Annotated in this window: 29 protein-coding genes; 21 read left to right on the forward strand and 8 right to left on the reverse strand. The window is 66.1% G+C overall.

Annotation, left to right across the window (positions count from 1 at the left end):
- Positions 1 to 5: 5 nt before the first annotated feature.
- Both EKH81_RS05055 and EKH81_RS05060 read right to left on the reverse strand, forming a co-directional pair.
- Positions 6 to 824: a hypothetical protein gene (locus EKH81_RS05055; protein ID WP_132056825.1), complete on the reverse strand. Its 819-nt coding sequence runs from the start codon at positions 822 to 824 to the stop codon at positions 6 to 8.
- A 140-nt stretch (positions 825 to 964) separates the two neighbouring features.
- Positions 965 to 1,588, reverse strand: a complete 624-nt coding sequence (locus tag EKH81_RS05060) for a helix-turn-helix domain-containing protein (RefSeq protein WP_132057733.1) — start codon at positions 1,586 to 1,588, stop codon at positions 965 to 967.
- Between the two features lie 113 nt (positions 1,589 to 1,701).
- Between EKH81_RS05060 and EKH81_RS05065 the strand changes: the two genes are divergently transcribed.
- A complete protein-coding gene (locus tag EKH81_RS05065) occupies positions 1,702 to 2,007 on the forward strand; it encodes a DUF2249 domain-containing protein (RefSeq protein WP_394352036.1) in 306 nt (101 codons plus the stop codon).
- A 14-nt stretch (positions 2,008 to 2,021) separates the two neighbouring features.
- On the opposite strand, the gene EKH81_RS05070 is transcribed toward EKH81_RS05065, so the two are convergent.
- The gene (locus EKH81_RS05070; RefSeq protein WP_132056827.1) at positions 2,022 to 2,459 is read right to left on the reverse strand and encodes a universal stress protein; all 438 of its coding nucleotides are present in this window, start codon (positions 2,457 to 2,459) and stop codon (positions 2,022 to 2,024) included.
- Positions 2,460 to 2,726: 267 nt separating this feature from the next.
- On the opposite strand from EKH81_RS05070, the gene EKH81_RS05075 reads away from it, so the two are divergent.
- From EKH81_RS05075 to EKH81_RS05105, 7 genes are all read left to right on the forward strand, one after another.
- Entirely contained in the window at positions 2,727 to 3,089 is a 363-nt protein-coding gene (locus EKH81_RS05075; protein WP_132056828.1) for a response regulator, read from the forward strand.
- A gap of 98 nt (positions 3,090 to 3,187) precedes the next feature.
- Entirely contained in the window at positions 3,188 to 3,862 is a 675-nt protein-coding gene (locus EKH81_RS05080; protein WP_132056830.1) for a potassium channel family protein, read from the forward strand.
- A 664-nt stretch (positions 3,863 to 4,526) separates the two neighbouring features.
- Positions 4,527 to 4,823 (forward strand): hypothetical protein, encoded by a 297-nt coding sequence (locus EKH81_RS05085; protein ID WP_132056832.1) that lies wholly within the window; start codon positions 4,527 to 4,529, stop codon positions 4,821 to 4,823.
- A gap of 47 nt (positions 4,824 to 4,870) precedes the next feature.
- Positions 4,871 to 5,737 carry a dihydrodipicolinate synthase family protein gene (locus EKH81_RS05090; protein ID WP_132056834.1) on the forward strand — a complete coding sequence of 289 codons (867 nt, stop codon included), beginning with the start codon at positions 4,871 to 4,873 and terminating at the stop codon, positions 5,735 to 5,737.
- 109 nt (positions 5,738 to 5,846) lie between these two features.
- The gene (locus EKH81_RS05095) at positions 5,847 to 6,740 is read left to right on the forward strand and encodes a hypothetical protein (RefSeq protein WP_132056836.1); all 894 of its coding nucleotides are present in this window, start codon (positions 5,847 to 5,849) and stop codon (positions 6,738 to 6,740) included.
- Positions 6,737 to 7,282 carry a DUF8135 domain-containing protein gene (locus EKH81_RS05100; RefSeq protein ID WP_238392123.1) on the forward strand — a complete coding sequence of 182 codons (546 nt, stop codon included), beginning with the start codon at positions 6,737 to 6,739 and terminating at the stop codon, positions 7,280 to 7,282. The genes EKH81_RS05095 and EKH81_RS05100 overlap by 4 nt, the downstream gene beginning before the upstream one ends.
- A 95-nt stretch (positions 7,283 to 7,377) precedes the next feature.
- Positions 7,378 to 7,707 (forward strand): transcription factor S, encoded by a 330-nt coding sequence (locus EKH81_RS05105; protein WP_132056838.1) that lies wholly within the window; start codon positions 7,378 to 7,380, stop codon positions 7,705 to 7,707.
- Positions 7,708 to 7,773: 66 nt separating this feature from the next.
- Here the strand turns inward: EKH81_RS05105 and EKH81_RS05110 are convergent, their stop codons facing one another.
- The gene (locus tag EKH81_RS05110; protein WP_132056840.1) at positions 7,774 to 8,529 is read right to left on the reverse strand and encodes a hypothetical protein; all 756 of its coding nucleotides are present in this window, start codon (positions 8,527 to 8,529) and stop codon (positions 7,774 to 7,776) included.
- A 131-nt stretch (positions 8,530 to 8,660) separates the two neighbouring features.
- Between EKH81_RS05110 and ppc the strand changes: the two genes are divergently transcribed.
- Complete coding sequence (gene ppc, locus EKH81_RS05115) at positions 8,661 to 11,354, forward strand: phosphoenolpyruvate carboxylase (protein ID WP_132056842.1); 2,694 nt, start codon at positions 8,661 to 8,663, stop codon at positions 11,352 to 11,354.
- Here ppc and EKH81_RS05120 read toward each other — a convergent pair.
- Positions 11,351 to 12,880: a methyl-accepting chemotaxis protein gene (locus EKH81_RS05120; protein ID WP_132056844.1), complete on the reverse strand. Its 1,530-nt coding sequence runs from the start codon at positions 12,878 to 12,880 to the stop codon at positions 11,351 to 11,353. The genes ppc and EKH81_RS05120 overlap by 4 nt on opposite strands.
- A gap of 211 nt (positions 12,881 to 13,091) precedes the next feature.
- Between EKH81_RS05120 and EKH81_RS05125 the strand changes: the two genes are divergently transcribed.
- Both EKH81_RS05125 and EKH81_RS05130 read left to right on the forward strand, forming a co-directional pair.
- Positions 13,092 to 14,141 carry a zinc-binding dehydrogenase gene (locus tag EKH81_RS05125; RefSeq protein WP_132056846.1) on the forward strand — a complete coding sequence of 350 codons (1,050 nt, stop codon included), beginning with the start codon at positions 13,092 to 13,094 and terminating at the stop codon, positions 14,139 to 14,141.
- On the forward strand, positions 14,138 to 14,431 hold the full coding sequence (locus EKH81_RS05130) for a DUF7977 family protein (protein WP_202935066.1): 294 nt from the start codon (positions 14,138 to 14,140) through the stop codon (positions 14,429 to 14,431). Before EKH81_RS05125 ends, EKH81_RS05130 begins: the two co-directional genes overlap by 4 nt.
- Before the next feature lie 296 nt (positions 14,432 to 14,727).
- On the opposite strand, the gene EKH81_RS05135 is transcribed toward EKH81_RS05130, so the two are convergent.
- Entirely contained in the window at positions 14,728 to 15,198 is a 471-nt protein-coding gene (locus EKH81_RS05135; RefSeq protein WP_132056848.1) for a desampylase, read from the reverse strand.
- Positions 15,199 to 15,691: 493 nt separating this feature from the next.
- Between EKH81_RS05135 and EKH81_RS05140 the strand changes: the two genes are divergently transcribed.
- A complete protein-coding gene (locus tag EKH81_RS05140; protein WP_132056850.1) occupies positions 15,692 to 17,053 on the forward strand; it encodes a hypothetical protein in 1,362 nt (453 codons plus the stop codon).
- A gap of 1 nt (position 17,054) precedes the next feature.
- Here the strand turns inward: EKH81_RS05140 and EKH81_RS05145 are convergent, their stop codons facing one another.
- The gene (locus EKH81_RS05145; protein ID WP_132056852.1) at positions 17,055 to 17,891 is read right to left on the reverse strand and encodes a PspA/IM30 family protein; all 837 of its coding nucleotides are present in this window, start codon (positions 17,889 to 17,891) and stop codon (positions 17,055 to 17,057) included.
- Between the two features lie 159 nt (positions 17,892 to 18,050).
- On the opposite strand from EKH81_RS05145, the gene EKH81_RS05150 reads away from it, so the two are divergent.
- From EKH81_RS05150 to EKH81_RS05185, 8 genes are all read left to right on the forward strand, one after another.
- Positions 18,051 to 18,659: a dienelactone hydrolase family protein gene (locus EKH81_RS05150; protein WP_132056854.1), complete on the forward strand. Its 609-nt coding sequence runs from the start codon at positions 18,051 to 18,053 to the stop codon at positions 18,657 to 18,659.
- A gap of 90 nt (positions 18,660 to 18,749) precedes the next feature.
- Complete coding sequence (locus EKH81_RS05155; RefSeq protein ID WP_132056856.1) at positions 18,750 to 20,411, forward strand: CTP synthase; 1,662 nt, start codon at positions 18,750 to 18,752, stop codon at positions 20,409 to 20,411.
- Positions 20,411 to 21,328, forward strand: coding sequence for a glutamine-hydrolyzing GMP synthase (gene guaA, locus EKH81_RS05160; RefSeq protein ID WP_132056858.1), 918 nt, complete (start codon positions 20,411 to 20,413; stop codon positions 21,326 to 21,328). The genes EKH81_RS05155 and guaA overlap by 1 nt, the downstream gene beginning before the upstream one ends.
- Positions 21,328 to 21,648 (forward strand): DUF7126 family protein, encoded by a 321-nt coding sequence (locus EKH81_RS05165; RefSeq protein ID WP_132056860.1) that lies wholly within the window; start codon positions 21,328 to 21,330, stop codon positions 21,646 to 21,648. The genes guaA and EKH81_RS05165 overlap by 1 nt, the downstream gene beginning before the upstream one ends.
- 182 nt (positions 21,649 to 21,830) lie before the next feature.
- Positions 21,831 to 22,484 (forward strand): HVO_0476 family zinc finger protein, encoded by a 654-nt coding sequence (locus EKH81_RS05170; protein WP_132056861.1) that lies wholly within the window; start codon positions 21,831 to 21,833, stop codon positions 22,482 to 22,484.
- 46 nt (positions 22,485 to 22,530) lie between these two features.
- The gene (locus EKH81_RS05175; RefSeq protein ID WP_132056863.1) at positions 22,531 to 23,178 is read left to right on the forward strand and encodes a protein-L-isoaspartate(D-aspartate) O-methyltransferase; all 648 of its coding nucleotides are present in this window, start codon (positions 22,531 to 22,533) and stop codon (positions 23,176 to 23,178) included.
- A gap of 25 nt (positions 23,179 to 23,203) precedes the next feature.
- Positions 23,204 to 24,115 carry a class I SAM-dependent methyltransferase gene (locus tag EKH81_RS05180; RefSeq protein WP_132056865.1) on the forward strand — a complete coding sequence of 304 codons (912 nt, stop codon included), beginning with the start codon at positions 23,204 to 23,206 and terminating at the stop codon, positions 24,113 to 24,115.
- Between the two features lie 95 nt (positions 24,116 to 24,210).
- Positions 24,211 to 25,008: a protein-L-isoaspartate O-methyltransferase family protein gene (locus EKH81_RS05185; RefSeq protein WP_132056867.1), complete on the forward strand. Its 798-nt coding sequence runs from the start codon at positions 24,211 to 24,213 to the stop codon at positions 25,006 to 25,008.
- Positions 25,009 to 25,032: 24 nt separating this feature from the next.
- Here EKH81_RS05185 and EKH81_RS05190 read toward each other — a convergent pair whose 3' ends face one another.
- Positions 25,033 to 25,533, reverse strand: coding sequence for a DUF7382 domain-containing protein (locus EKH81_RS05190; RefSeq protein ID WP_238392124.1), 501 nt, complete (start codon positions 25,531 to 25,533; stop codon positions 25,033 to 25,035).
- Positions 25,534 to 25,609: 76 nt separating this feature from the next.
- Between EKH81_RS05190 and EKH81_RS05195 the strand changes: the two genes are divergently transcribed.
- On the forward strand, positions 25,610 to 26,695 hold the full coding sequence (locus EKH81_RS05195) for an ATP-binding protein (protein ID WP_132056869.1): 1,086 nt from the start codon (positions 25,610 to 25,612) through the stop codon (positions 26,693 to 26,695).
- Positions 26,696 to 26,883: the final 188 nt, after the last annotated feature.

Below are 26,883 nucleotides of genomic sequence, written 5' to 3' on the forward strand. Positions count from 1 at the left end.
CCGTCTCAGATTTCGGGACAGGCGTCTTCGTCCTCGACGATGTCCGGCAGTTCTATCGAGACGGGTTCGTAGGTCACGTCGTATCGGATATCCTCCTCCACCGTGGGACCGAACGACGACCCCCGTTCGACTTCGGTTCGGACTCGAACCGGTCGGTCTTCGACCAGCCACTGAGTGAGGGAGACGGTGTCGGGAGTCGGAGTGTTTTCGTCTGCGCCCCCGAGCCGTCGCTGATATCGGTCGTATTTCTCGGGGTTGACCGCGAACTCCACGACGCGAGCCTCGCCTCCGAAGCGGTCCTCCGTCCCGCGGTCGTACACCTCCGATATCTCCAACAGGGACTGTTGGGAGCCGAGAAGCGTCGCTTTCGCCCAATCCACCTTCGTTTCCGTCGGATACCACACCTCATCGACGTTGGTGTATCGAGACGAGTCACATCGCTCGTAGAGGGTCTCGTCGTCGAGGTATTGTTCGTCGCGATTGGTGGTGGTCTCGACGAACGCGTGGGACCGGCGAGCCGTCTCGTCGATTCGTTGCTCCCCGTCGAGAACTGTCGTCGAGGTCTCACCACTCGCCCTCGCCTCGACACTACCGCCTATCTCGACCGCGTAGCCTTCGATGTCGTCCAGCGCGTCGAAGGTCGCCTCTATCGCTTCGATTGCCGACGAGTCGCTCGGCTCGCGACGGTCGAGACACCCCGCGAGACTGGACGCGGTCGCGAGAGAGCTTACTGCGACTCCGGTCTTCTCGAGAAACCGTCGTCTCCTCCACTGTGTTTGGTCGCTCTCGGCCGACTCGCTCTGGGGCGTATTCGCGGAGGGCATCGTCCGATGTTATTGACTCGCCGACAAATGCGTTTTGCTGTCTGGGCTTCGGAACCGTCGTGTCTCCACCTCGGACGAACGGTTCCACCTCGGGCTTCGCCGTCACCTAGGACTTTGCCGACCGGCGGGCTGACCGTCGCTTACCCCTCGATGTACTGCTTGATTATCTTCTCTTCCACACGATGCAACGTCTCGCTCGCGGTCGATTTCGCCACGCCCGCCGTCTCGGCCAACTCCGTCAGCGAACACTCCCGCGGGGTGTCGTAGTACCCCTCGGAGACGGCGGCCGAGAGCAGGTCGCGCTGGCGGTCGGTGAGCAGGCTCTCGGAGCCGACCATCTCGCGGACGTACTCAACGTCGAAGCGCATGCCGAACGCCTCCAGTTGCGTGGTGAACGCCGAGAGGCGGTCGCGAGAGGCCGTGACCTCGACGGTGGCCTCGCCGTCGCGGATGGTGAACGGGAGTTCGAGCGGCATCGCCGACTCCTGAACCGAGAACAGCAACAGCGGTGCGGTGGTCTCGAACTCCACGAGGGCGGCGTCTTCGGACGCCTGTTGGAGGTCGAGCCGAACGATTTCGTCGTGGCGCTCCATCTCGCCGACGACGCTCGGCAGGTCCGGCCCGGAGAGTTCGAGGAGTCCGACCCCGGTGGCGTCGGCCGGAAACGCCGCCAGCACGCGGAAATCGGTGTCGGGGTGCGCAGTCGATAGCTGGTGAATCCAGACGCTCTCGGGCAGCGTGATGTGGAGTTTCGCGGTCGGCATCTGTGTTCGAAGCTTCTCGTTCCGCACTCGCATAAGTCCTCCCGAACATGTTCGGTACCTCGCCCGGGTGACTTGGACGACCGGCGAACGGATTCGGGATAAACGTGGTAGCAGTGCGCACCATCCGTGAGAACGTGACTTCAAAGCAGGCCGACTTCGCGGCGAGAGGCGTCAAACGGACCGACGCGCCGACCGACCGGCCGCGGCGTGCGCTCGACGTGCGCGCGGCGGGACCGCCGAAACCCCTGACCGAGACGCTCGAAACGCTCGCGGACCTCGACGACCGGACCGTGCTGGTCCAGCGCAACGACCGCGCCCCCCAACACCTCTACCCCAAACTCGGCGACAGGGGCTACGAGTTCGACACGGTTCGGGACGGCGACGACGTACTCACGGCCATCTGGCGGTCCGAGACGTAGTTCGAGGACCCGCCCTACGCCGAGGTGTCGCCGATGTTCACCGTTAGCACCGGAACGGACGCCAGCGTGACCACCTTCTGGGAGACGCTTCCGAGCATGTCGCGAGTCGGGTCCGAACCGTGCGTGCCCATCACCACGAGGTCCGCGTCGGCCTCGTCGGCGTAGGCCAGAATCTCGTCGGCGGGGTTGCCCTTCCGGACCGCGGCGGTCACGTCGAGGCCGTCGCCTTCGAGCGCTTCGGCGGCCTCGGCGGTCGCGTGCTCGCCCTCGTCGCGGAGTTCGTCGGTCACTCCCGGAATCCGGTCGTCGTCGAGAGTCAGAAACGCCCGGTCGTCCACGACGTAGAGGACGTGGACCGCGGCGTCCCGGCGCGCGGCGATGTCGCGGGCGTGTTCGACGACGCGTTCCATAGCTCGACTTCCATCGGTCGGAAGCAACACGGTGTCGTACATGACAATCGGTGGTTTGCGCTCCCGAAATAAATAAACACGTCCGATTCTCGCGCGGTGGAAACGACCCGATACGCCGGGACTCGGCCAGACGTGTCGCGTGAGAACCGCGCGCTGAATCGCCGGCGAAAGACCGCGAAAGGGCCGCCGGTCCTGCGGGACGAACCGAGGCCGCGACTGCAACGGTTGCAACGCTCTGCAACGAACTGCCCATTCGTTATGCGTGGGGTTCCATCGGCCGAGTAGAGCGTAGTGCCTGACAATACGAGTATGACTCAAGACCCGACCGTACTGGTGGTGGACGACAACCGCCCGCTCGCCGACGGGTTCGCGAAAATTCTCTCCGAGGAGTACGACGTGCTGACGGCGTACAGCGCGGCCGACGCCCGCGAACTGTTCGACACCGACCTCGACGTGGTGTTGCTCGACCGGCGACTCCCCGACGGGTGCGGCGACGACCTCCTCGGCGAAATCCGAGCCGAGGGGCTCGACTGCCGAGTCGCCGTGATTTCGGCGTCGAGTCCGTCGCCCGACCTCGACTGCGACGCCTACCTCACCAAGCCCGTCGGAGACGCCGAGCGCCTCTACGAGACCGTGACCGAACTGGTAGACGGTCGCGAGACCTCGCGGTAAGCGCGCGTCGCAGACTTCATCCCGCCGCGAATTTCGCCCCGTCGAGAGCGTTCGAACCCGCGCCAACCCTTTTGGTTCTTCCCGGAGTAGAGGCGTCCATGCGATTCGTCATCGTCGGTGCGGGCCGCGTGGGCCTGCGCACCGCCCGCATTCTCAAAGAGGAAGGTCACGAGGTCACGGTCGTGGAGAACGACCCCGAGAAGGCCGACCGAGCGCGCTCCGAGGAGTTTCTGGTCGTCGAGGGCGACGGGGCAAACGAGGACGTCCTCGAAGGGACCGACCTCGAAACCGCCGACGCCATCGCGGGGCTGACCGGCGACCTCAACGTCAACTTCGCGGCGTGCATGATTGGCAAACATTACGGCTGTCGGACCGTCATGCGCATCGACGAGGACTACCGGGGCGACATCTACCACAAGTTCGCCGACGACGTGGACGAGGTGGTGTACCCCGAGCGACTCGGCGCAGCGAGCGCGAAGACCGCGCTCCTCGGCGGCGACTTCAACGTCATCGCCGACCTCACCGAGGGGCTTCAGTTGACGACGATGACTATCTCCGAAGGCTCCCCGGTGGTCGGCGACCGGGTCACCGCAATCGAACTCCCCGAGAACGCCCGAATTTACGCCCACGGTCGAGCACGCGAGCGGATGACGATTCCGCTGCCTCAGACCACCGTCGAGGCGGGCGATAGGCTCGCGGTCATCGCCGACCGCGACGCGCTGTCGGCGGCGCGCGAGCAGTTGCAGGGCGACAGTGCCGCGGCTTCCGACTGAGACTGTCGGCTGTACTGCTTCGAACAGCGGTGCGTAGAAGACGAGGGTAGAGCCGAGGGAACGTCCACTCCTCAGCGGTGATTTCCACGGACGTACAGCCGACAGTATGAAAAAGCGGAGGGCGAGTGGACAGCGCGGGGTCGTCGGCACCCGAGACGAGAACTTTCGTGGGAGGATTGGTGACACTGTGGCGAGAAGCCAACTCGCCGCCAGGGCCTCCGGCGTCGTCGGGTCGCTCGACCGGGAGACTGCTGCACGCGTGCGCCCGAACCGTCGGGCGCGTTCCCTTCTCCGGCGAGTTCGGACTTTGTTATGGGCCGTCTGTAGCGGTCGTAGGCTGTGACTGTCCGGCGCTGTAATGGTCGTTACGCGTCGCCTACGCAACCGCACTCCCGAATCGCACGACTCCTGTGGCGGTCCAAAATGGGAGCGGATGAGGGGGGAGAGGGGGGAAGGTGTGGTGGTGTGCCGGGCGCGCGTGTGGGAGGATGGGGGAGAGGCCGTCGTGCGCGCCCAGTCGGGCGTGTGTACGGCGCTGACTTAAAAGTGCGTCAGACGCTCGGCGGACGTCTCGGTCCGGTACTTCGCGACCAAACGCAGTTCGTCGTTCGAACCCGTCGGCCGAGGGTTCAAATTTATGACTTTTCAGCACCTACCGACGACCGTGAACACGAGCGCGCTCGTCGTCGGTGCGACCGCCCTCGCCCTCCTCGCCGCTGGCGTGAGTATCGCTCGCGGGAATCTGTGGCTGTTGGCGAACTACGACCCGGAAAGAGCCGCCGGTGACTCGCGCGTCGCGCGAGTCACCGGCGGCACAATCGTCGCGTACGGCGTCGTCACCGCGGGTCTCGCGGTGGCCCTCCGGAGGGGTCCGGTCGCCGACGGGTGGTGGCTCGCGTGGACGCTCCTCACGCTAATCGTCGCGTTCGGGGTCGCCGCGGTCGCGTCGGGCCGGGCGTAGATTTCCGCGTCGGCCAGATTCAAGGCCGGTCGGGACGAGGACTCCGTATGCGAGGCACTGGCGTTCCCCTGATTACGCCCTTCGACGAGGGCGGCGAACTCGACACCGACCGACTCCGCGAACTGGTCGCGTGGGTCGAAGACCGCGGCGTGGACTTCATCGTCCCGTGCGGGTCGAACAGCGAGGCCGAACTGATGAGCGTCGAGGAGCGCGACCGCGTGACTCGAATCGTGGCCGAGGAGGCCGACGGGCCCGTGTTGGCGGGGACCGGCCACCCCGGACTCAGCGAGACCCTGCGCCAGACCGAACTCGCGGCCGAGTCGGGCGCGGACGCCGCGCTGGTCGTGACCCCGTTCTACTACGGCCACGACGACGACGGACTCGAAGCCTACTACCGCGAAGTCGCCGACGAGAGTCCGATTCCGGTGTACCTCTACAGCGTCCCGGCGTACACTCATGTGAAGCTGAACCCCGAAGTCGTCGGCCGACTCGCGAGCCACGACAACGTCGCTGGGATGAAAGACTCGTCGGGCGACCTGACGACGCTCCAGCGCGAGCGCGCGCTGACCGACGACGAGGAGTTCGACCTCCTCGTGGGGAGCGGGAGCGTCTACGCCCACGCGCTCGCGTCGGGCGCGGACGGCGGCATCCTCGGCCTCGCGAACGTCGCGCCCGAGCGCGCGAGCGAAATCCACCGACTCCACGTCGGCGGCGACGACGCGGCGGCCCGCCAACTCAACGCGAGTCTCGTGGAACTCAACCGCGCGGTCACCTCACGCTTTGGCGTGCCCGGCGCGAAGGCCGCGATGGCCGAGCGCGGTGCGCCCGCGGGTCACCCGCGAAAGCCCCACCGGCCCGCCGACGACGAGACGGTGGAAATCGTGGCCGAACTAGTCGAAGACGCCGAGGTCTGACCGACCGAAACAGAGTTGCCGCGTATCCGTCATTTTCTGCCCCGACTCCGAGCGGACCGTCCGACAGAGAGGCCAACCATTAAGTCCGCGCTCTCTCAACTCCAACCGAATGGCTGGCGAAGATGTCAGCGAGTCGCCGCCCGGGGGCGGCGACTCGCTGGAGGGGTGGCTCGATTCGAAGGCCGAGGAGTTGGGGGTGAGTCGGGACGAACTGCTCGCGCAACTCCGAACCGGTAACGGCGACGGCCCCGACGCGTCTCAGACTCTCGACACGTCCGAGGAAATCGAGGCGCTCCGCCGGGAGTTCGTGGACCGACTCGAAGCCACTCACGACGACTTCGAGACTGAAGTCGAGGACGCGCGCGAGGAGTTCGACGAGAAGATTCAGGACGTGCGCGACCGGGTGATTCAGGTCAAGCGCGAGACCGACGGGAAGGCCCCGAGCGACCACGACCACGCCGAACTCGCGCCCGCGTCGGTCGCGGACCGCGCCGACGACCTCGCGGCCGAACTCGACTCGCTCACGGAGCGAGTCGCCGAGTTGGACGAGACCGTCGAGACCGGCTTCGAGAACTACGAGGACGTGTTGGAGTATCTGACCGACGCGACCGACGACGTCGAGACCAAACTCACCACGCTCGCGGAGGTCACCGTGGACCTCCGCGACCAGGTCGAAATGCTGTCGGCCCGCCACGCGACCCGCGCGGCCGCCGACGAACTCGCTACGCTCGCCAATCGTCGCGGGGTCGAGAGCGCCGCGTGCGGCCACTGCGGCCAGACGGTTCACGTCGGCCTGCTCGCCTCTCCGAAGTGCCCTCACTGCGCGAGCACGTTCAACGACGTCCAGCCCAAACAGGGCTTCTTCGGGTCGCACACGCTCGTCGTGGGCGACCCGCCCGCGCTCGAAGGCGAGCGCGCCGACTGGGACATCGACCGCGTGGCCGAAAGCGACGCCGCCGACCACTCGGCGGCGCTCGACGACATGCTGGAGGACGACGAATGACCGACGGCGGCGACGATTCCTCGACTCGCGCCGACGACTCCCCGAACCGCGACGCGCCGCTCGGCGACCTCGCCGACGAAATCCGGTCGCGGGCGGGCGAGGGCGAGCGCGCCGACGACCGGCCCCCTCGGGACGGCCCGCTCTCGGGCGTCGCCTCCGAGGTGGACGAACGCCGTCGCCGACGCCGTGCGACCGACGACGACCCGTTCGAGTCGGTCGAAGTCGGCGAACTCGACGGCGAGAAGCTCTGGGAGCAGTTGGCCGAGGGCGACGGTGACGACGGAATCAGCGTGGCGGTGCCGCCCGACGAACCCGACGCCACCGGGCGGTTCGCTGGCCGCGACGTTCGCACCATTCCGAAGCGAACGTGTCACGGCTGTCCGCACTTCGGCGACCCGCCCGAACTCGCCTGCACGCACGAGGGAACCGACATCCTCGAAATGCCCGACACCGACCACTTCCGGGTGGCCGACTGCCCGATGGTGGTGGACGAGACGGAACTCGGCGACCTCGGATTCGACGCGGACGACGACGGCGAGTAGCGCGACGGCGTTGAGCAGGCGACAGCGAATCGGTCGCGTCGTCGCGGACCCGCCGGAACGTGGCGCTTATCAGTAGCCGTCGTCTACCCCCGGCCATGCAATTCTGCGACGAATGCGGCTCGATGATGAAGTCCATGGGGTCGAAGATGGTGTGTGCGAACGACGACTGCCAGCACACCACCGGCAAGGACGAGGAGAAGGCGGCGGAGTTCGTCAGCACCGAAGAGCAGGGCGACTCGGAGGTCATCGAGACGAGCGAGGACGCTAACTTCGAGGGCAAACCCACCGCCAACGACGTGATTTGCGACAAGTGCGGTCACGACACGGCGTGGTACACTATCAAGCAGACCGGCGCGGCCGACGAACCGCCGACGCGGTTTTTCAAGTGTCAGGACTGCGGGTATCGGTGGCGCGAGTACAGTTGATCAAGCGAAAGCTCAACGCTGCCGAGAATTGTATAGCGGGTTTTCCAAAACTAAATATAAATAGGTTTAAGAATAGCTAGTTTGTAAAATAGTGGTTCTAAACGACTCTAATTCTTCCAATTTCCTTTCCAGCTCTTCTATATCGTCTTCCAGATCATTATAATAATATAACTCTTTAAAAACCTCTTCTCCCAACTCCTCAGCTGATTCAAAATCGCTAACGTTCAATGAAAACGATTGCGACTCCTCAACGAGATGATTGGAATGCTGTCTGAGCATGGACCTCAGATGAGATTTTAAATTTTTGAGTAATTCCTCATCAAAATCCTCAATCACGTCGCCAAATTCTTGCTCCACATCCGAAACCTGATCATAAAAGTACGAGGAATAGCTAAATGGGTCGGTTATCAAAAACTGGCGGTCAGAAGCATAGAATTCGTCTGGATTTCCCACTCTCAATCGGATATGGAAACGTTCTCCGTTAATGTATTTGTCAAAAATCTTTTCTGAATTGTTCAATTCTTTTGAATCTTCGCCGTAGCCAGTTTCAATTTTGACAGATATTGTCACCTCATCCTGTCCTGTTTTATAATGGCAGGCAAGCATATCTCTAGGAATTTCATACAGTCTCAGATCTAAATCTTCATGTGAGTGTGGGTTTTGCAAAGTTTTAGGGATATATTTTAAATTCTCCCGGATGGTCTTCAGTTTCCCAGCTAAATCTCTTAGACGGTCTTTCTCTCGTTGTTTGTATTTAGTATGTAATGCTATTAGAATTGCAACTAAAGAAAGGCCAATTCCAATAAACTCCTGAACCGGCATATGAACTTCATCCGAAAGAACCAATTTAAATCATCGGATTCTTGGCGAGTTATATCGTGATTCACTCACCTCCGAGTGGCAATTTTCGCGTCGTCCCGACACTTTAGCCCCCTCGCCCCGAATGGTGTGGTATGAAATTGCACGCCAGAGACGTGCGTCAGGACGTGCGCGAACTCGGCGCGCTCCTCGGCGACGTGCTCGAAGCCCAAGCCTCCGGCGAGGCGTTCGACCTCGTGGAGTCGGCCCGAACCGCCGCCATCGACTACCGGCAGGGCGAGACTGACTCGCGCGACTCGCTCCGAATCACGCTCGACGGCCTCTCGTCCGAGAACGAGGCAGCGGTCGCGCGGGCGTTCACGACCTACTTCGAACTCGTAAATCTCGCCGAGGAGCGCGAGCGCGTCCGAGCCATCCGCGAGGGGTCCCAAGCGGGCACCCTCTCGGACAGCGTGGCCGCGGCCGCCGACGCGCTCGCGGAGGCGGGCGCGGACACGGAGACCGTCCGGGGCGTCCTCGACGACGTGCTGGTCGAACCCACGTTCACCGCCCACCCGACCGAGGCGCGTCGGAAGACCGTGAAGGCGAAACTCCGAGCGGTCGCGGGCGACTTAGAAACGCTCGACGAACACCGCCTGACCGACCGCGAGCGAGCGCGCGTCGAGCGCGACCTCGAATCCGAGGTCACGAGCCTCTGGCAGACCCCGCAGGTCCGGGACCGCCGCCCCGAGGTGACCGACGAGGCGCTCAACGTCCAGTGGTACCTCGAAAACGTGCTGTTCGACGTGGTCGGCGAGGTGTACGACGAACTCGAACGCGAACTCGGCGACCGGTTCGAGGACGCTCGGATTCCGAAGCTGTTCGAGTTCCGGTCGTGGGCCGGGAGCGACCGCGACGGCAACCCCTACGTCACGCCCGAGGTGACCGCCGAGACCCTCGCGCGCCAGCGGGAGGTCGCGGTGTCGCGCTACCGGACGGAACTCGAACGCCTCTCGGGCGTCCTGAGCCAGGACGACCGGAGCGTCGAACTCGGCGACGACCTGCGCGCGCGTCTCGACGCCGACCGCGAGCGCCTGCCGACCGTCGCTTCGGAGGCCCGAGAACGCTACCCCGACGAACCCTACCGCCAGAAGCTCAGGCTGATGCGCGAGCGCCTCGACAGGGTCGGCGACGTGCGCCCCGGCGAGTACGAGGACGCAGACGAACTCCTCGCCGACGTGGAGGCAATCGCCGAGAGCCTGCGCGAAAACGGCGCGGAGGTCATCGCCGAAGCCGAGGTCGATTCGCTCGTTCGGCAGGTCGAGACGTTCGGGCTGACGCTCGCGAGTCTCGACCTGCGCGACCACCAGGAGAATCACACCGCGGCGGTCGGCGAGGCGCTCGCGCGCGAGGGAATCGAATACGAGACTCTCGACGAGGCCGAGCGCGTCGAGGTCCTGACCGAGGCCATCCTGCAGGACGACCCCGTGATAGACGTGGACGACACCGCCGACCTCTCGGAGACCGCCGAGCGCGTCCTCTCCCTCTTCTCGCGGACCGCCGACTGGCAGGCCGAGTACGGCGCGCAGGCCATCGACACCTACTGTATCAGCATGACCGAGGAAGCGAGTCACGTCCTCGAAGTCCTGTTTCTGGCCGACCAGGCCGGAATCGTGGCTCTCCCCGGACACTCGGGACTCGACGTAGTGCCCCTGCTCGAAACCGAGTACGCGCTGTCGGGCGCGCGCCGAATCATGGGCACGCTGTTCGAGAACGAGGCGTACGCCGCGGCGCTCGACGCCCGGAACGGAACGCAGGAAATCATGCTCGGCTACTCGGACTCCAACAAGGAGAACGGCTTCCTCGCGGCCAACTGGAGCCTCTACCGAAACCAGAAGCACATCGCCGACATCTGCGACGACTACGACGTGTCGCTCCGACTGTTCCACGGCCGGGGCGGGTCCATCTCGCGGGGCGGCGGTCCGATGAACGACGCCCTGCTCGCGCTCCCGCCCGAGACGGTGTCCGGACAGGTCAAGTTCACCGAGCAGGGCGAGGCAATCGCCGAGAAGTACGCCAACCCCCGAATCGCCGAGCGCAATCTGGAGCAGATGCTCGACGCCCAACTCCGCGCCCGCCACCGCGCGCTCGACACCGATGCCGAGGACGTGCCCGGCGAGTGGACCGACGCGATGGATGTCGCGGCCGACGCCGCCCGCGAGGCGTACCGCGGCCTGCTCGAAACCGAGGGATTCGTGTCGTACTTCGAGCAAACGACTCCCATCGAGGTCATCGAGGAACTCCACCTCGGGTCGCGCCCGGCCTCCCGGTCGGGCGAGCGGTCGGTCGAGGACCTCCGGGCGATTCCGTGGGTGTTCTCGTGGACGCAGAGTCGGTGTATCCTTCCGGGGTGGTACTCGCTCGCCGCCGGACTGGACGCGTTCCTCGAATCGGGCGGCGACCTCGACACCCTCCGGGAGATGTACGACGAGTGGCCGTTCTTCCGGACCACCCTCGACAACGCCGCGCTGGCGCTCGCCCGCACCGACCTCGAAATCGCGACCGAGTACGCTGCACTCGCGCCCGACGACCTCCGCGAGCAGTTCTTCCCGGAACTCGAATCGGAGTACGACCGCGCGGTCGAACTCGTGACCGCGATTGCGGGCCGCGACGGACTCCTGACCCGCGAGTGGCTCGAAGAGAGCCTGGAGCGCAGAAACCCCTACGTGGACCCGCTGAACCTCCTGCAGGTGAATCTGCTCGCCGATTCCGACCGGACGCCCGACGACGAGCGCGCGCTCAGGCTGACGGTCACGGGAATCGCGGCCGGGATGAAGAACACGGGCTAGAGCTTCGAAATCACGTCGTCGAGTTCCGACACCATCATCGACTGTTCCTCGGTCGCGGCGGCGATGGTGTCCACCTCGTCGGACACCTGCTCGGCCTTGTCGGCGGCGTCGTCTATCATGCTCGCCACCTCCTCGGTGCTGGCGGCCTGCTCGTCGGTCGCGTCGGTGATTTCGCCCATCCCGGTCGCGGTCTCGGTCGCCGCGTCCACGATGCGTTCGAGCTTCTGGCCGGTCTTCTCGACCGCCTCGACGGTGTCGGAGATGGACCGCTCGCTCTCGCCGAGGCTCATCAGCGTGCTCTGCGTTCTGTCCTCGATTCGCTCGACCATCGACTCGATTTCTGAGGCGCGGGTCTGGGACTCCTCGGCCAGATTCTTGACCTCCTCGGCGACGACCGCGAAGCCGTCCCCGGCCTCTCCGGCACGAGCGGCCTCGATGGAGGCGTTGAGCGCGAGGAGGTTCGTCTGGTCGGCCACGTCGTTTATCATCCTCACCGCGTCACCGATTTCGTCCACGGCCTCCTGTAGCGCCTCGGCGTCCGCCACGATGCTCTCGCGGGCCTCGTCGGTCTCGCCGGTCGCCTCGATGGCTCGCTGACCGAGTTCTTGGCCCTCCTCGGCGAGACGCTGGGTCTCGCGGCTCTTCTGTCCGACCTCCTCGGCGCTCGCGGCGACCTCCTCGATGGTCGCACTCTGTTTCGACACCTCGGTCGCGATTTGGTTCATCTGGTCGGACTGCTCGCTGGTGAGTTGGCTGATTTCCTGCGAACTCTGTGTCACGTCCTGTGCCGACTTGTTGAGGTCGGTCACGTTTGCTTGGGCCTGCTCTTGGACCGCCTCTGCCTTCTTCATCTCGCGCTCCATCCGGTCGTGTTCCTCGACCAGTTCTTCGTACTCCGCGCGGAGGTCGGCGTCGTCGCCGACTTCGTAGGCGTCGAGTCCCACGCTCGCGTCGAGCGCGAACAGGCGCGCGAGCGAGGTCACTTGCTCGAATCGCTCGGTGACGTGGGCGTTCACCTGCTCGATGAGAACCGAAAGCTCGTCGGACTCGGAATCGCCGTCTTCGCCCGATTCGACGCCCCTTGTGCTCGGCGCGAGTTCCCGGACCGACCGCTCCATGTCGGCCTGAAGCGTCTCGGCCAGCGCGGGGAGAACCGCCTCGAACAGCCGTGTGTGGCCACAGAGGTACGCCGACGACGGAAGCCCGAGTTCGTCGTGGGCCGCGCCGAATCGAGCGCGCTCGGCGAAGTGGTCGGCGTCGTACGCCTCGGCGGTGTCGGTCAGCGTCACGCCGAGTTCCGCCAGCGCCGCGGTCTGGTCGGCGTCGATGTCGTCGTGGTCGGCGTACGCGTCCCGGAGTCGCTCGGCAATCGGGTCGTCCCGGCCGTCGAGAAGTTCTCGGACGCCGGCCACGTTCTCGGCGTCGGTTTCACCGAATCCGACCAGCGACTTTCGCGCGTCGAGTTCCGCCGGGGAGACGGTCCCAGTAAGCTCCTGCTCGGCGAATATTCCCGTCGATTTTGACATGCATATAAAAGATGACTCGTAGTATATATGTTTGACGCTTTTCGAAAAAAGCGGTGTCTCGGCAGGCGGACCGTGGTCCTCGACCCGGCAACAACGATTATGAGCGTCAGCACCGAGGGGTGACACTGTCGGCGACAGTGTGAGTCGAGGCTCTCGGCGGCAAACTCCGGGGAGAGGTACAGTTTTACCCCCGGAAGCCAACGGTTCGGACATGAAAGCGGTCCAGTTCACCGACCACGGGGACCGGGACGTAATCGAGTACGGCGACTTCCCCGACCCGACGCCAGACCGCGACGAGGTGCTGGTGGACGTGAAGGCGGGCGCGCTGAACCACCTCGACGTGTGGACGCGCAAGGGCCTGCCCGGCATGGACCTCGACATGCCTCACATCCCGGGGAGCGACGGCGCGGGCGTCGTCCTCGAAGTCGGCGCGGACGTGACCAGATTCGAACCCGGCGACCGGGTGGCGCTCGCCGCCGCGGTCTCGTGTGGGACGTGCGAGTACTGTCGCCACGGCGACACCACGATGTGCGTGGACTTCCACGTCATCGGCGAGCACGTCCCCGGCGTCCACGCCGAGATGGCCGCGGTGCCCGAGGACAATCTCATCGAGGTCCCCAAAGGCGTCGATTGGCGGACCGCGGCGGCCGCGCCGCTCGTCTTCCAGACCGCGTGGCGGATGCTCATCACGCGCGGCGAGGTGAAACCCGGCGAGGACGTGCTCGTTCTCGGCGCGTCGGGCGGGGTCGGTCACGCCGCGGTCCAGATAGCCAAGTACGCCGGGGCGAACGTCTACGCCACCGGGAGCAGTGAGGAAAAACTCGACCGCGCCAGAGAACTCGGCGCGGACCACGTCATCGACTACGAGGAAGCGAACTTCGCCGAGCGAATCCGCGAGATGACGGGCAAGCGCGGTGTTGACGTGGTGGTGGACCACGTCGGCGCGGCGACGTGGCGCGACTCGCTCAAGAGCCTCGCGAAGGGTGGTCGGGTGCTAACCTGCGGCGCGACCACGGGCGGAAATCCCACTACCGACATCAATCGCATCTTCTGGAACCAACTCCACGTCATCGGGTCCACGATGGCGACCCTCGGGGAAGCCGAGGACGTGCTCGACCTCGTGTGGTCGGGCGACCTCGAACCCGCGATTCGGGAGGTGCTGCCGATGAGCGAGACCGCCCGCGCCCACGAGATGCTCGAAGACCGCGAGGGATTCGGAAAAGTCGTGGTGCTCCCCGACAGCGAGTACGGTAGGGAATGACCGACGACACCTACACCCACCGGCCCGGACAGGTCGAGAGCGACCGCGAGGACGGGGATTCGGACGCGACGACCGACCACGCCGCTCCAATCGAGCGCGGGAAGGAGGAGTGGGACTGGCGCGGGTGGGTACTGGTCGGCGTCATCGTGTTCAGCTTTCTGGTCGTCCCGGCCGTGATTCTCCTGCTTCCGCCGGTCGCGCCCTTCCGATTCGCGTATCTCGTGTTGCCGATGATTCCGGCGATTCTGCTGGGTCTGGTCGCGGTCTGGTCGGCTCAGCGGTCGAACTGAGACGCCGAAACCGGGATTCAGATTTCTCGGACTTCCTCTCTCGAAACTTCGTCCTTCTCATCCGCGTCCTCCTCGTCCATCCACAGTCGGCGCGCGCTGGCGCGCCCTCGTGGCGCGCCATCATTCGTGCGAGGGATGAGCATCGCAGGCCGAAGGCCGAGAAGCGCAGTCGGTTGGGGAGGGTGTGGCCCGCGGTTGCGGTGCCGTGCGGTCTTCATTTGTGACGTGCGAGCAGGACGCTTCGGTCAAAAAAGTACGTCGAGAGCGAGAGCAGGATGCTTTAGTCGAGAGTCAGACTACTCCGATACAACGACCCGAACCGTCTCGGTCACGAACTCCTCGCCCGTCCAGCGCCACGACCCGAGAGAAGCACCACCATCGTCCCCGAGCGACGCGATGACGTACGACCGGCCGGGCCACGTCGCCGCCGCCGCGTCGGTCGCGCTCGGTTCAGCGGGACCTCGCGGGTGAGAGTGGTAGAACCCCACCACCTCCGACCCCGACGCTTCGACCGATTCCAGCAGGTCGAGTTGCTCGCGCGGGTCGATTTCGTACCGCGTCCGGGGCGAGTCGGCGACGTTCTCGGCGGGGTGGTGAGTCTCGACGCGATGGTGCGCCTCGATGCGGTGTGACGCCTCCGGGTCGTCGTCACTGGGGTCGCCCTCGCGCACGCCAGCGAGGACGCCGCAGATTTCCTCGGGCGCGCCGTCGCGGGCGTGTGCGAGGATTTCGTCGCGGATTCGTTTCGGGATGGTGATGGTCGGCACGGTGTGCGTTCGGTTCCGAGATTGGGGGCGGGTCGGGATAAGTGCTGTCTGTAGCAGTCTATCGTGCAGGTCGTCAAGTCTGGGGTAGCCTCTCGAACGATGTGTAGTCCGAGAAGTGAACGACTCTCAGTTCCGAGAAGTGAACGATTCTCAGTTCCGAAAAGCGAACGACTCCCGGTACATATGAAGACCGCCCCGCACAGCACCGCGCCCCCGTGCCTCCCCGCTTGCATCTGCGTTCGGTCGCCCGCACCGCAGAGGCGACCGAACGCAGATGCGGCGCGTCCCGTGGTCTGCGACAATTCAGGATACCCGATTCTCGCCGGTCGTCAGTCCCACTCGGGTTCGTCCTCGCGGTCCATGTCCCTGAGGATGAACTAGAGCATCGCCCGCGAGAGGTTCACCAACTCCCACTGGACGGTGACCCGACGGAAATATCCGCGGGGCCGCTCCGCCGCGGAGCTTTTTGGTTCTGCGGCCCGTCCGTGAGTGCATGGCACGGTCAGCCAGAGTCGCCGTGGTGCTGGCGGTCATGCTCGCGCTCGCGGGTGCGACCCCGGCGCTCGGCGCCTCGACACCGGGGGACGGGGAATCGACGGCAGTCGGCCCGACGACTGCGGAACGCGACGGTCCGACGACGGTAACGACCGAGACGACAACCGAAACGAGTACGACGACCGCGAACGGGAACGAAACGACCACGCAGAGCGACGAAGACGAGCGCGTGGTGACGAAGGGGTTCGACCCCGACTACGACCCTGAGGGGGTCCTCTCTCGGGTCGAATCGCTCCGGGACCTGACCGCGACCGACGAAATCGTCCTCCACGAGTACGACGACGCCGACGGCCCGGAGACCGACCTCCGAGACCAGTTCGCCGACGTGCGCCCCGAGGGCGCGCGCGCCCTCCAACTCTATTCGAACGCCTCGACCGACCGCCGGATGCCGCTCGGTTACGCTGTCGAACGCGCCGACGGCGTCCACATCCACCTCATGAACGCGTCCGACCTCGCGAAGTACGACATCGCTCAAGAGGTGGTGCTGGCCCACGAGTTCGTCCACGCGCTCCAGTTCCAGCACGACCTGATTTCGCCCTCGCGCGAGGAGTTCCGGACTCACTTCGGCGAGTGGACGACCGACACCCAGTTGGTCGCGACCGCTGTGGTCGAGGGTGACGCGATGTGGACCACCCGCGAGTACGTCGATGCGTACGCCGGGGGCGGCTACTCTGTCGGCGACTACAATCGAACGCTCGCGCGCCCGGCGTGGCCCCACAGCATCGCGGGCGCGCCCTACTACTACGGCCACGAGTACTATCGGGCGAGCGGCGGGTCGCCCGACGAGCGAAGCGCCGCGATTCGGCGGCCGCCGAACTCGACCGCCGAGCTTCTCCACCCCGACGCGTCGGCCGGAAGCGGCGCGCGCGCGCCGCTTCCGGCCCCGCCGAACTCCTCGCAGGAGTTCGGCGAGCTAACCACGTACCACGAGGACACCGTGGGCGAACTCGCGATTCGCCACGCGCTCAGAATCAACGACGTGTCGTACGCCGATGCGGCCGCGGCCGCCGACGGCTGGGCGAACGACAGGATGTACTACGCGACCGAGCAGGCCACGAGCGCGACTCACTGGGTAACCGTCTGGGACGACGAGACCGAGGCCGCGGAGTTCGCGGAGACGTGGCGCGGGATGCTCGACGCTCGCGGCGCGAAGACTGGCGCGAACGGGACGCTGGTGGTTCCGGCGTCCGACGACGCGCCGAGCGTCCACTACGTCGTCGAGCGCGACGGCGACACGGTCAGAATAACGACGGCACCCGATGCGGCCTTGGCCGAGCGATTCGCCCAGGCCGGACGGTAATCTAGCTCTCGTCTTCGTCTCGAATCTCTTCGAGTTCCTGTTCGATGTCTTCGTCTACGACGTCGGCTTCGGTCTCGGTCTCGGTTTCGAGTTCGGCCTCGATATCGGTCTCCCCGCCGGAGCCGCCCGAGTCGGACGACCCCTTGCCCATCTCGGACTTCAGGGTCTCGAGTTCGGCATCGACTTCGCCGGAGGTCCGGACGTCTTCGAGTTCGCGGTCGAGGCTGTCCTTGTCCGAGAGGGCGTCCTCGAACGCGCCCGACTCCTGGAGTTCGTCCATCGCCTGCGAGCGGGCCTCCATGTCCTCGGTGCGCTCCTCGGCGCGCTCGATTGCGCGCCCGACGTCTTCCATCTCGTCGCCCGCACCGGTCATGGCCTCCGAGACGCGGGTCTGAGCTTCCGCGGCCTCGTAGCGCGCCTTCATGCTCTCCTTCTTGGTGCGGAACTCCTCGATGCGGTTCTGGAGCTGGTTCTTCTTGTCCACGAGGTTGTCCTGCGTGTTCTGGAGGTTCGCGATTTGGCCCTCTAGCTCCTCGATTTGGTTCATCTTGGTCTTCTTCTTTTCGAGCGCTTGGCGCGCGAGGTCCTCGCGGTCGGCCTCCACGGCCTGTCGAGCCTGGTCGTTGTGCTTCTCGACGTTCTCCTCGAGCTTGCGTTTCTGCATTTCGAGTCGCTTCTTCTGGGTCGTGAGGTCTGCGATGCCCTGTTTCACGTCCTGTAGCTCGTCGCGCATCTGCTCGTAGGAGTAATCGAGCGTCTCCGACGGGTCCTCGGCCCGGTTGAGGATGGCGTTTATCTTCGACCGGACGACGTACGACATGCGTGAGAGTACTCCCATACCCCCTCTTTGGTGACCGTACCCTTAAAATCCTCACCTCTCCAACAGTCGTCTGACGCGTCGATGCCGGTTCCCGTCGCCTCGCGGGCCACGCGTTCTCGACCTCGCGACCCGAAGCCGAGTGCAATCCTTATCTAAATCCCCCCGCAAACAACGCGCGTGAACTCCGAAGACCTCCCGCTCCCCGGCGGACGCGACGTTCGCGCCACGCTCGACACGCCCGACGACGCCGACCCGGGTGCAATCGTCGTCGCGTGCCCGCCCCATCCACAACACCGCGGCCACCGCGGCGACGCGCGCCTGACCGCGGTGAGCGAGTTTCTGACCGACCGCGAAATCGCGTGCCTGCGCTTCGACTACGGCGACTGGGACAAGGGGTACGGCGAGCGCGAGGACGCCCGGAACGCGCTCCGGTGGGCCGACGAGCGCTACGACCGCGTGGGCATCTTCGGCTTCAGTTTCGGGACCGCGGTCGCCGCGCTCGCGGCGGCGACCGTCGAGCCACAGCCGGACGCCGTCTCGCTGCTCGCGCCGACCCCGCGACTCGCGGAGGACTTGGACGCCGTGGCGGCGCTCTCGGATATCGAGGCCCCGGTACAGGTGGTGTACGGCACGCGCGACGACACCGTGAACTGGGAGCCGGTGGTCGAGCGCGCGCGAGAGTTGGGCCACGAGGTCGTGGAGATACGTGGCGACCACTTCTTCGTGGGACAACACGCGAAGGTGGCCGACGCGGTGGGCGGGTTTCTGGTCGAGCGCCTCGGGTGACACCCCGACAGAACGCCGGTTTCTGTGACATCGCGTGACGACCGACTCGCGCTCCGAAATCGTTTTGAACGACGCTCGCCGACACTCGGTATGCCGACCGAACCCGAAACCGATTACGACCCTTCTCTCGGGAACAAGTTCATCTTCGTGACCGGGGGCGTCATGTCCGGCCTCGGCAAGGGCATCACCGCGGCCTCGACGGGCCGCCTGCTCGCCAACGCCGGATTCGACGTGACCGCGGTCAAGGTGGACCCGTATCTCAACGTGGACGCCGGGACGATGAACCCCTTCCAGCACGGCGAGGTGTACGTCCTCAAAGACGGCGGCGAGGTGGACCTCGACCTTGGGAACTACGAGCGCTTCCTCGACATCGACATGACGTTCGACCACAACGTCACGACGGGTAAGACCTACCAGCACGTCATCGACAAGGAGCGCGCGGGCGACTACCTCGGGAAGACGGTCCAGATTATCCCCCACGTCACCGACGACATCAAGCGCCGCATCCGCGAGGCCGCCGAGGGCCACGACGTGTGCATCGTGGAAGTCGGCGGGACCGTGGGCGACATCGAGGGGATGCCCTTCCTCGAAGCCCTCCGGCAGTTCGCCCACGAGGAAGACGAGGGCGACTTTCTTCTCACGCACGTCACGCTCGTCCCCTACTCGAAAAACGGCGAGCAGAAGACCAAGCCGACTCAGCACTCGGTGAAGGAACTCCGGAGTATCGGTCTTCAGCCCGACATTCTGGTCGGGCGGTGTGAGAACGAACTCGACGCCTCCACCAAGGAGAAAATCGCGCTGTTCTGCGACGTACCGACCGACGCCGTCTTCTCGAACGCCGACGTGGCCGACATCTACCACGTTCCGCTGATGGTCGAGGAGGAAGGTCTTGACGAGTACGTGATGGACCGTCTCGACCTCGCCGAGGACGCGATTCCGAAGGCCGACCGCGACAACGAGTGGCGAAAGCTCGTCACCCAAGACACCCACGGCGAGGTGGACATCGCGCTGGTCGGCAAGTACGACCTCGAAGACGCTTACCTCTCTGTCAACGAGGCGCTCAAGCACGCCGGACTGGAGAAGAACGTGGACGTGAACGTCCTGTGGGTAGACTCCGAGAAGATGGACGACGACCACGAAGAGCGCCTCCGTGAGGCCGACGGCATCGTAGTCCCCGGCGGCTTCGGCTCCCGCGGAACCGAGGGCAAAATCGAGGCAGTCCGGTACGCCCGCGAGAACGGCGTGCCGTATCTCGGACTGTGTCTCGGCTTCCAGCTAGCGGTCGTGGAGTTTGCACGAAACGTCCTCGGACTAGAGGGCGCACACTCGGCCGAACTCGACCCCGACACGCCCCACCCGGTCATCGACCTCCTGCCCGAGCAGTACGACCTCGAAGACCTCGGCGGGACGATGCGACTCGGCGCGCACGAGACCACCATCGAAGCCGGAACGCTCGCCGAACGCGTCTACGGCGGCACCTCCTGCACTGAGCGCCACCGTCACCGCTACGAGGTCAACCCCGAGTACTTCGACGCGTTCGAGGGAACCGACCTCGTGTTCTCGGGCGAGTCGGGCAATCGGATGGAGATTCTCGAACTCGACGGCCACCCGTACTTCTTCGGCACGCAGTTCCACCCCGAGTTCCGGTCGCGGCCGACTCGCGCGAGTCCGCCGTTTGTCGGCCTGCTCGACGCGGTCCTCGACGGCGAGACGGATGATTCGGCCGCGGCCCGAGAGGAGGTGGAGGCCTGATGGTGAACGCAGCGGAGTTTGTCGAGGAAGCCGTCGAAGAAATTCGCGAGGAAGTCGGCGACGACAACGCCATCATCGCGCTGTCGGGCGGCGTGGACTCGTCGGTCGCGGCCGCGCTCGCGTACGAGGCCATCGGCGACCAACTCACCCCGGTCTACGTCGATACCGGCCTGATGCGGAAGGGCGAGACAGAGGGCGTCCGCGAGACGTTCGCGTTCATGGAGAGCCTGCGAATCGTGGACGCTCGAGACCGATTCTTCGACGCGCTCGCGGGAATCACCGACCCCGAGGAGAAGCGCCACGTCATCGGCGAGCAGTTCATCCGGGAGTTCGAGACGGTCGCGCGCGAGACCGACGCGAAACAGCTCGTGCAGGGGACCATCTACCCCGACCGCATCGAGAGCGAGGGCAACATCAAGTCCCACCACAACGTCGGCGGTCTCCCCGAGGTCGTGGACTTCGACGGCATCGTGGAGCCGGTTCGTGACCTCTACAAGGACGAAGTCCGGGAGGTGGCCCGCGAACTCGGTCTGGAGGAAGTCGTCGCCGAGCGCATGCCGTTCCCCGGTCCGGGCCTCGCGGTCCGAGTCATCGGCGAAGTCACGCCCGAGAAGGTCGAAGTCGCGCGCGAAGCGTGCCACGTCGTCGAGGACGAACTCGAAGAACACGAGCCGTGGCAGGCGTTCGCCGCGGTCATCGGGAAGGCCACCGGCGTCAAGGGCGACAACCGCGTCCACGGCTGGGTGGTCGCGGTTCGCTCGGTGGAAAGCCGGGACGGCATGACCGCTCGCGCCCAGGAAATCGACTGGGAGACGCTCCAGCGCATCCAGAGTCGCATCACCGGCGTTCACGAGAACGTCGCGCGCGTCGTCTACGACGTAACCCACAAACCGCCAGCGACCATCGAGTACGAGTGATGAAGGCGATAGTCGTCGGTCCCGACGAGGACGGACTGGGCGACGCCCTCGAACGCGAGGGCGTCGAAGTCACGCGAATCGAGGAGTTCGGCACCCGGCCCGCCTTGGAGGAGGCCGGAATCACCGACGCCGACGCGGTGGTTCTGACGCTCGCGGCGAGCGCGACCACCATCCCGGTCGCCAAGGACCTGAACGACGACGTTCGGGTCGTGGTGTACGCCGGGGACAGTCTGCCGGACTTCGCGCGCGGACAGGCCGACTTCATCGTGGACCCGCAGTTGCTGTCGGCTGAGGCCGTCGCCGAGGAACTCGCGGCCTGAGTCCGGTTTGCACCCCATTTTCGTTCTCCGTATCGAGCGCGATTGGCCCTCTCCAGACGAGCGCGGGTCGGGCCGGTCGCGACCGGCCCGACCCGCGCTCGTCAGTTCCTTGACCCCCACTTCGCGACTTCTTCCGCCCAACTCCACGCGTTTTTACGCACGCGGTCCGTAGCGGGGTGTATATGAGCGAAACAGCCCAGCGCGTCCCCGTGGCGTGCCCCTCGTGTTCGCCCGACGCCGAGACGGTCCACGAGGTGCTGAAGGAGGGAAGCGGTCACGCGACGGTGCGATGCACGGAGTGCAGTCACGTCCACAAGACCAAGGTCGAGAAAGACGAGCAGGTCGAGCGCGACGTCGTGGTGTCTCAGGACGGCGAATCGTTCACCGCGACGGCCGACGCGCCGCCCGAGGAGACGGTCGCGGTCGGCGAGGAGTTCGTCCTCGAAACGCCCGAGGCCATCATGGTCGTGCGAATCACCGACCTCCAACTCGGCGACGAGGTGCGCCGCGAGCAAGCGAAAGTGAAGGACGTGGAGACGTTCTGGACTCGCGCGGTGGACAACGTCCGCGTCAACGTCACCGTCAATCCCAACGACGGGAGCCACGACGATTCGACGAGCCTCAAGATGGACGTGCCCGGCGACCACGAGTTCGTCGTCGGCGAGTCCGAGGAGTTCGGCGACGAGAAGTTCAAGGTCAAGTCCATCGCGCTCCGCGACGACGCGGAGGGCTACTACTTCAATCCGCTCGGCGAGAAAGGCGACAGCGCGGTCGCAAAGGACGTGAAACGGCTCTACGCCGACGACGAGACCTCGTCGGCGTGGTCTGCGTGGTGATTCGATGCGCCGCGAGGTGATTCGATGCGCCGCGAGGTGAACTGAGATGTCCGGGGGTGGGGACCCGACGTTCGAGCAGGCTCGCAACCGCCTCGTCGAGCGACTCGCGGCCCGCGAGTCGTTCGACGAATCGACAGTCGAAGCGATGCGCGGAGTTCCGCGCCACGAGTTCGTGCCGCCCACCCACAGGAACCGAGCCTACGACGACCGGCCGCTCCCCATCGGGAACGACCAGACCATCAGCGCGCCCCACATGGTGGCGACGATGGTCGATACGCTCGACCTCGACCCCGGCGAGACCGTCCTCGAAATCGGCACCGGGTGCGGATACCACGCCGCGGTCACGGCCGCCGTCGTCGGTCCCGAGAACGTCTACAGCGTGGAGTATCACGACTCGCTCGCCGAGTCGGCCCGCGACCGACTCGACCGCCTCGGGTACGGCGGCGTCTCGATTCGGGTCGGCGACGGCCGCGAGGGGTGGCCCGAGCACGCGCCCTACGACGCGGCGTATCTGACCTGCGCCGCCTCGGAGATTCCGAACGCGGTAGTCGAACAGGTCAGACCCGGGGGCCGCCTGCTCGCGCCCGTCGGAACTGCGGACCAGCGGCTCGTGTTCGCCCGTCGGCGCGCCGACGGGTCGCTCGACCGCGAGACGCGCGGACGGGTCCGGTTCGTCCGGATGCAGGAGGATTAAGCCGACGGCCCGCCACGCTCCCGACATGGACTACCGCGAAGCGCTCCTTCTGCGCGCGGCCCGCGAGACGGGCGTCCTCGACGCGGTGACGACCGAGGCCAGAACGCCGGAGGCGGTCGCCGACGCGGCGGGCGTCACCGAGCGCGCCGCCCGCATCACCCTCGACGCGATGGTCGAACTGGGCTATCTGAAGCGAGTCGAGGGCGAGTACGAAATCACGAACCGCGCGCTCGGATTCATCGCCAAGGCGGACGTGCGCTCCATCGGGAGCGTCCCCCACACGCTCGACTGCGTGGAGCGGTGGATTCGCCTCCCCGAGACGATGACGACGGGCGAACCGCCCGAATCGCCCGATGACTGGACGGTGAACTTCATGGGCGCGATGGCGAACGCCGACGAGGCCGCAGTACGGGCGAGCGTCACCGCCGCGGTCCACCGGAACCCCGACGCCGAGCGCGTTCTCGACGCGGGCGGCGGCCCGGGTCTCTTCGCGAAGGAGTTCGTCCGCCGGGGGTTCGACGTGACGCTCGTGGACCGCCCCGACGTTATCGACATCGACCGTCGATTCCTCGAACACGAGCCAATCGAACTGGCCGAAGGCGACATCACCGATGAACTCCCGACGGGCTTCGACCTCGTGTTCTGCTCGCGGGTCGCTCACGCGCTCTCGCCCGACGAGAACCGCCGATTTCTCGGCCACGCCTACGACGCGCTCGACCCCGGCGGCGCGGTCGTTCTCACCGATACGGTGCGGGGCCGCGCCGAGGACGCCGCCCTCTTCGGCGCGCACATGCTCGCCCAGACCGAGCGCGGCGACACCTACACCGAGACCCAGTTCACCGAGTGGCTTCGCGATGCGGGGTTCGAAGACGTGGAAATTCGGGACGTTCCCGGCACCGACCAGCAGGCCATCGCGGGCCACCGACCGAGCGACTGACCGGCCGTTCGTCCGGTCCGGCCCCGCGACGAGTCGCGGGGCCGGACCGTACCGTGGCCGGGCGATTCAAGACCCTCCGACGCCAGGGTGGACGTATGGAACTCGCGGTGTTGCGCGACGATATGGTAGACAGCCTCGAACACCCCTCGAAGGGGTTCGTCTCCAGCGACAGCCTCAGCACCGCGATGCGGACGGTCCCGCGCCACGAGTTCGTAGACGACGACCAGCTCGCCTACGCCGACCGGGCGTTCGAACACCGAGGCACTCGCGTCCTCGCGCCCAGCACCGCGGCGCGTCTGCTCGAAGCCCTCGACGCCGAACCGGGCGACTCGGTACTCGTCGTCGGCGCTGGCGTGGGCTACACCGCGGCGGTCCTCGCGGAAATCGTGGGCGAGTGCAACGTCCACGCGGTGGACATCACCCGCGGCCTCGTCCTCGACGCCCGCGCGAACCTCGAATCGGCGGGCTACGACGGCGTGTTCGTGGACCGCCGAAACGGCGCGGACGGACTGCCCGAGTACGCGCCGTTCGACCGCATCCTCGTGGAAGCCGCCGCGGTCGAACCGCCGCGCGCGCTCCGCGACCAACTCGCACCCGGCGGGCGACTGGTCATCCCGCTCGGGGCGGGCCAGCAGTCGCTTACAATCGTGGAGGGCGCGGAACCCCGTTCCGCGGACGGTCGAGCGGCATCGCCGCGAGATGGTGACGGAGAGGCCGACGACACGCAACCGCTCGGCTCCGTCCTGTTCGCGCCCCTCCTCGTGGAGGGCGAGCATTCGGGGTCCATCGAGCGCAACCGAACCGTCCGGGAGGACCGCGAGCGCGCCCAGCGCGCTCGCGAGCGACAGACCGGATGGGAACACGAGTGGATAGACTGGGACGGCTACTCGTAGCCAACCGACTCTCGCGCTTGGCGTCTAGTCATAGTCGTCCAGCACGAGTATCGCGGTGTTCTCCCGGTCGTCGGCGTAGTCGCTCCCCGCGGGCGGCTTTATCGTCACCTCCAAGCTCCCTTCCTGCTGATTCGGTCCGAGTTCGGGGTCGAGCGAGAGCTTCGCGGTTCCGTCGTCGCCGGTCGTTCCGGTCGCCACGCCGTCGATGGTCGCGGTGTCGCTTTTGACCACCACAGTCGCGTCCGAGACGGGCGCGCCGTCGGGGTCCACCACCGCGATTTCGACGCTCTGCTGGTCGGGACCGATAACGTCGGGTTCGGGTTGGGCGTCGAGTTCGGTCACGGTGAGTCCGTTGAGACCCGAGAGCATGTTCATCATCACGCCGAGGCTGGCGACCCCGACCACGAGCGCGATGACGAGGCGGATTGGAAGCCCTTCGATGGCGCGATTGTCGCTGTGAAAGCGGTCGAAGGTGTCGAAATGCGGACTGTCGAAGTAGCCGTAGTAGCCGAGCAGGCACGTCATGAGCAGGCTTGGTCCCGGCTTTTGATTTAAACCCTCGCGCAAACTTTTATATTCGAAAGCGCGACCAACCCTCCCCGTGTCCCGAACGCTCGGCCGCCGCGACTCCGACGACTCCGCAACCCCCGACGCTCCCACCGGCCACCTCGGAGCCTACCGCGCTCGCGACGGAAGCCCCGGCGCGCGGGTCCGCATCGACCTCAACCGCCCGCACGCGGGTCTCGTGGTCGGCAAGCGCGGCTACGGAAAATCGTACACCCTCGGCGTGCTCGCGGAGGAACTCACCCGGGCGTCCGGAGTCCTGCCCGTCGTCGCCGACCCGATGGGCGTCTTCTCGTCGCTCGCGGGCGTCGGTGTCGAAGTCGTCTCGTGCCCGCGGGTGCCCGCCGACGCGCTCGGGCCGCGGGCGTGGTGCGACCTGCTCGGTCTCGCACCCGACTCGGCGGTCGGCGCGCTCGTCTGGCAGGCCGCCGGAGCCTGTGCGACCCTCGCCGGAATGCGGGAGTTCGTCGCGGCCGCCGATACGAAGGCCGAGCGCGCGACCCGCCGGGCCGCCGAGAATCACCTCGCGCTCGCGGATTCGTGGGACGCGTTCGCACCCGAAGGACTGGCCGCTTCGGACCTGCTCGGCGACGGGTCGCCGAGCAGGTCGGACGCGGAATCGAACTCGGGGGCGGGCGTCGTCCTCGACCTCTCGGGATTCGACCCAACTCCTGCGAACGCGGTCGTGCGCGGGGTCGCGAGCGGTCTCTACGACCGCTGCGTTCGCGGGACTCCGGCTCGACTTCCGTGGTTACTGGTGGACGAGGCCCACGCCTTCTTCACTGGCACCGCGGACCCCGCGCTCCGAACAGTGCTGACTCGGGGCCGCCAACCCGGCGTCAGTCTCGTTGCGGCGACACAGCGACCGAGCGCGCTCCCTCCGGTGGCGATTTCGCAGGCCGACCTTGTGGTCGCCCACCGCCTCACCTCACACGCCGACCTCGGCGCGCTCGCCGACGCCCGCCCGACCTACGTCTCGTCGTCGTTCGACGAGCGTCTGCCCGAGAATCCGGGCGAGGCGCTGGTCGTGGACGACGCGACAGAGAGCGTCCACGCGGTCCGAATCCGCGAGCGCGGGACGCCCCACGGCGGTGGAAGCCCGTGCGCTTCGGACCTCGGATGAGCGCTCCGAAAGCGGTATTTCGACTCCGCGATTGGTCACGGACAGAGTCGAATGACGAAGTCGGGGAAGCCAGCCGAGGCCGGTGGTGAGAACGGTCCGGGCGGTGAGAACGGTTCGAGCGCCGAGAGCGGTCCGGAAACCGCGGCGGCGTCGGCGACGCGCGTCGCCGACGCCGCCGCGAGAGAGCG

The organism is Halorussus amylolyticus (assembly GCF_004143485.2).
Classification (GTDB): domain Archaea; phylum Halobacteriota; class Halobacteria; order Halobacteriales; family Haladaptataceae; genus Halorussus; species Halorussus amylolyticus.

Excerpts from the sequence above, each read along its gene's own strand:
- EKH81_RS05055 (WP_132056825.1), bottom strand. The coding sequence starts at position 824 with ATGCCCTCCGCGAATACGCCCCAGAGCGAGTCGGCCGAGAGCGACCAA.
- EKH81_RS05060 (WP_132057733.1), bottom strand. The coding sequence starts at position 1,588 with ATGCCGACCGCGAAACTCCACATCACGCTGCCCGAGAGCGTCTGGATT.
- EKH81_RS05070 (WP_132056827.1), bottom strand. The coding sequence starts at position 2,459 with ATGTACGACACCGTGTTGCTTCCGACCGATGGAAGTCGAGCTATGGAA.
- EKH81_RS05075 (WP_132056828.1), top strand. The coding sequence starts at position 2,727 with ATGACTCAAGACCCGACCGTACTGGTGGTGGACGACAACCGCCCGCTC.
- EKH81_RS05080 (WP_132056830.1), top strand. The coding sequence starts at position 3,188 with ATGCGATTCGTCATCGTCGGTGCGGGCCGCGTGGGCCTGCGCACCGCC.
- EKH81_RS05090 (WP_132056834.1), top strand. The coding sequence starts at position 4,871 with ATGCGAGGCACTGGCGTTCCCCTGATTACGCCCTTCGACGAGGGCGGC.
- EKH81_RS05095 (WP_132056836.1), top strand. The coding sequence starts at position 5,847 with ATGGCTGGCGAAGATGTCAGCGAGTCGCCGCCCGGGGGCGGCGACTCG.
- EKH81_RS05100 (WP_238392123.1), top strand. The coding sequence starts at position 6,737 with ATGACCGACGGCGGCGACGATTCCTCGACTCGCGCCGACGACTCCCCG.
- EKH81_RS05105 (WP_132056838.1), top strand. The coding sequence starts at position 7,378 with ATGCAATTCTGCGACGAATGCGGCTCGATGATGAAGTCCATGGGGTCG.
- EKH81_RS05110 (WP_132056840.1), bottom strand. The coding sequence starts at position 8,529 with ATGCCGGTTCAGGAGTTTATTGGAATTGGCCTTTCTTTAGTTGCAATT.
- ppc (WP_132056842.1), top strand. The coding sequence starts at position 8,661 with ATGAAATTGCACGCCAGAGACGTGCGTCAGGACGTGCGCGAACTCGGC.
- EKH81_RS05120 (WP_132056844.1), bottom strand. The coding sequence starts at position 12,880 with ATGTCAAAATCGACGGGAATATTCGCCGAGCAGGAGCTTACTGGGACC.
- EKH81_RS05125 (WP_132056846.1), top strand. The coding sequence starts at position 13,092 with ATGAAAGCGGTCCAGTTCACCGACCACGGGGACCGGGACGTAATCGAG.
- EKH81_RS05130 (WP_202935066.1), top strand. The coding sequence starts at position 14,138 with ATGACCGACGACACCTACACCCACCGGCCCGGACAGGTCGAGAGCGAC.
- EKH81_RS05140 (WP_132056850.1), top strand. The coding sequence starts at position 15,692 with ATGGCACGGTCAGCCAGAGTCGCCGTGGTGCTGGCGGTCATGCTCGCG.
- EKH81_RS05145 (WP_132056852.1), bottom strand. The coding sequence starts at position 17,891 with ATGGGAGTACTCTCACGCATGTCGTACGTCGTCCGGTCGAAGATAAAC.
- EKH81_RS05155 (WP_132056856.1), top strand. The coding sequence starts at position 18,750 with ATGCCGACCGAACCCGAAACCGATTACGACCCTTCTCTCGGGAACAAG.
- guaA (WP_132056858.1), top strand. The coding sequence starts at position 20,411 with ATGGTGAACGCAGCGGAGTTTGTCGAGGAAGCCGTCGAAGAAATTCGC.
- EKH81_RS05165 (WP_132056860.1), top strand. The coding sequence starts at position 21,328 with ATGAAGGCGATAGTCGTCGGTCCCGACGAGGACGGACTGGGCGACGCC.
- EKH81_RS05170 (WP_132056861.1), top strand. The coding sequence starts at position 21,831 with ATGAGCGAAACAGCCCAGCGCGTCCCCGTGGCGTGCCCCTCGTGTTCG.
- EKH81_RS05175 (WP_132056863.1), top strand. The coding sequence starts at position 22,531 with ATGTCCGGGGGTGGGGACCCGACGTTCGAGCAGGCTCGCAACCGCCTC.
- EKH81_RS05180 (WP_132056865.1), top strand. The coding sequence starts at position 23,204 with ATGGACTACCGCGAAGCGCTCCTTCTGCGCGCGGCCCGCGAGACGGGC.
- EKH81_RS05185 (WP_132056867.1), top strand. The coding sequence starts at position 24,211 with ATGGAACTCGCGGTGTTGCGCGACGATATGGTAGACAGCCTCGAACAC.
- EKH81_RS05190 (WP_238392124.1), bottom strand. The coding sequence starts at position 25,533 with ATGACGTGCCTGCTCGGCTACTACGGCTACTTCGACAGTCCGCATTTC.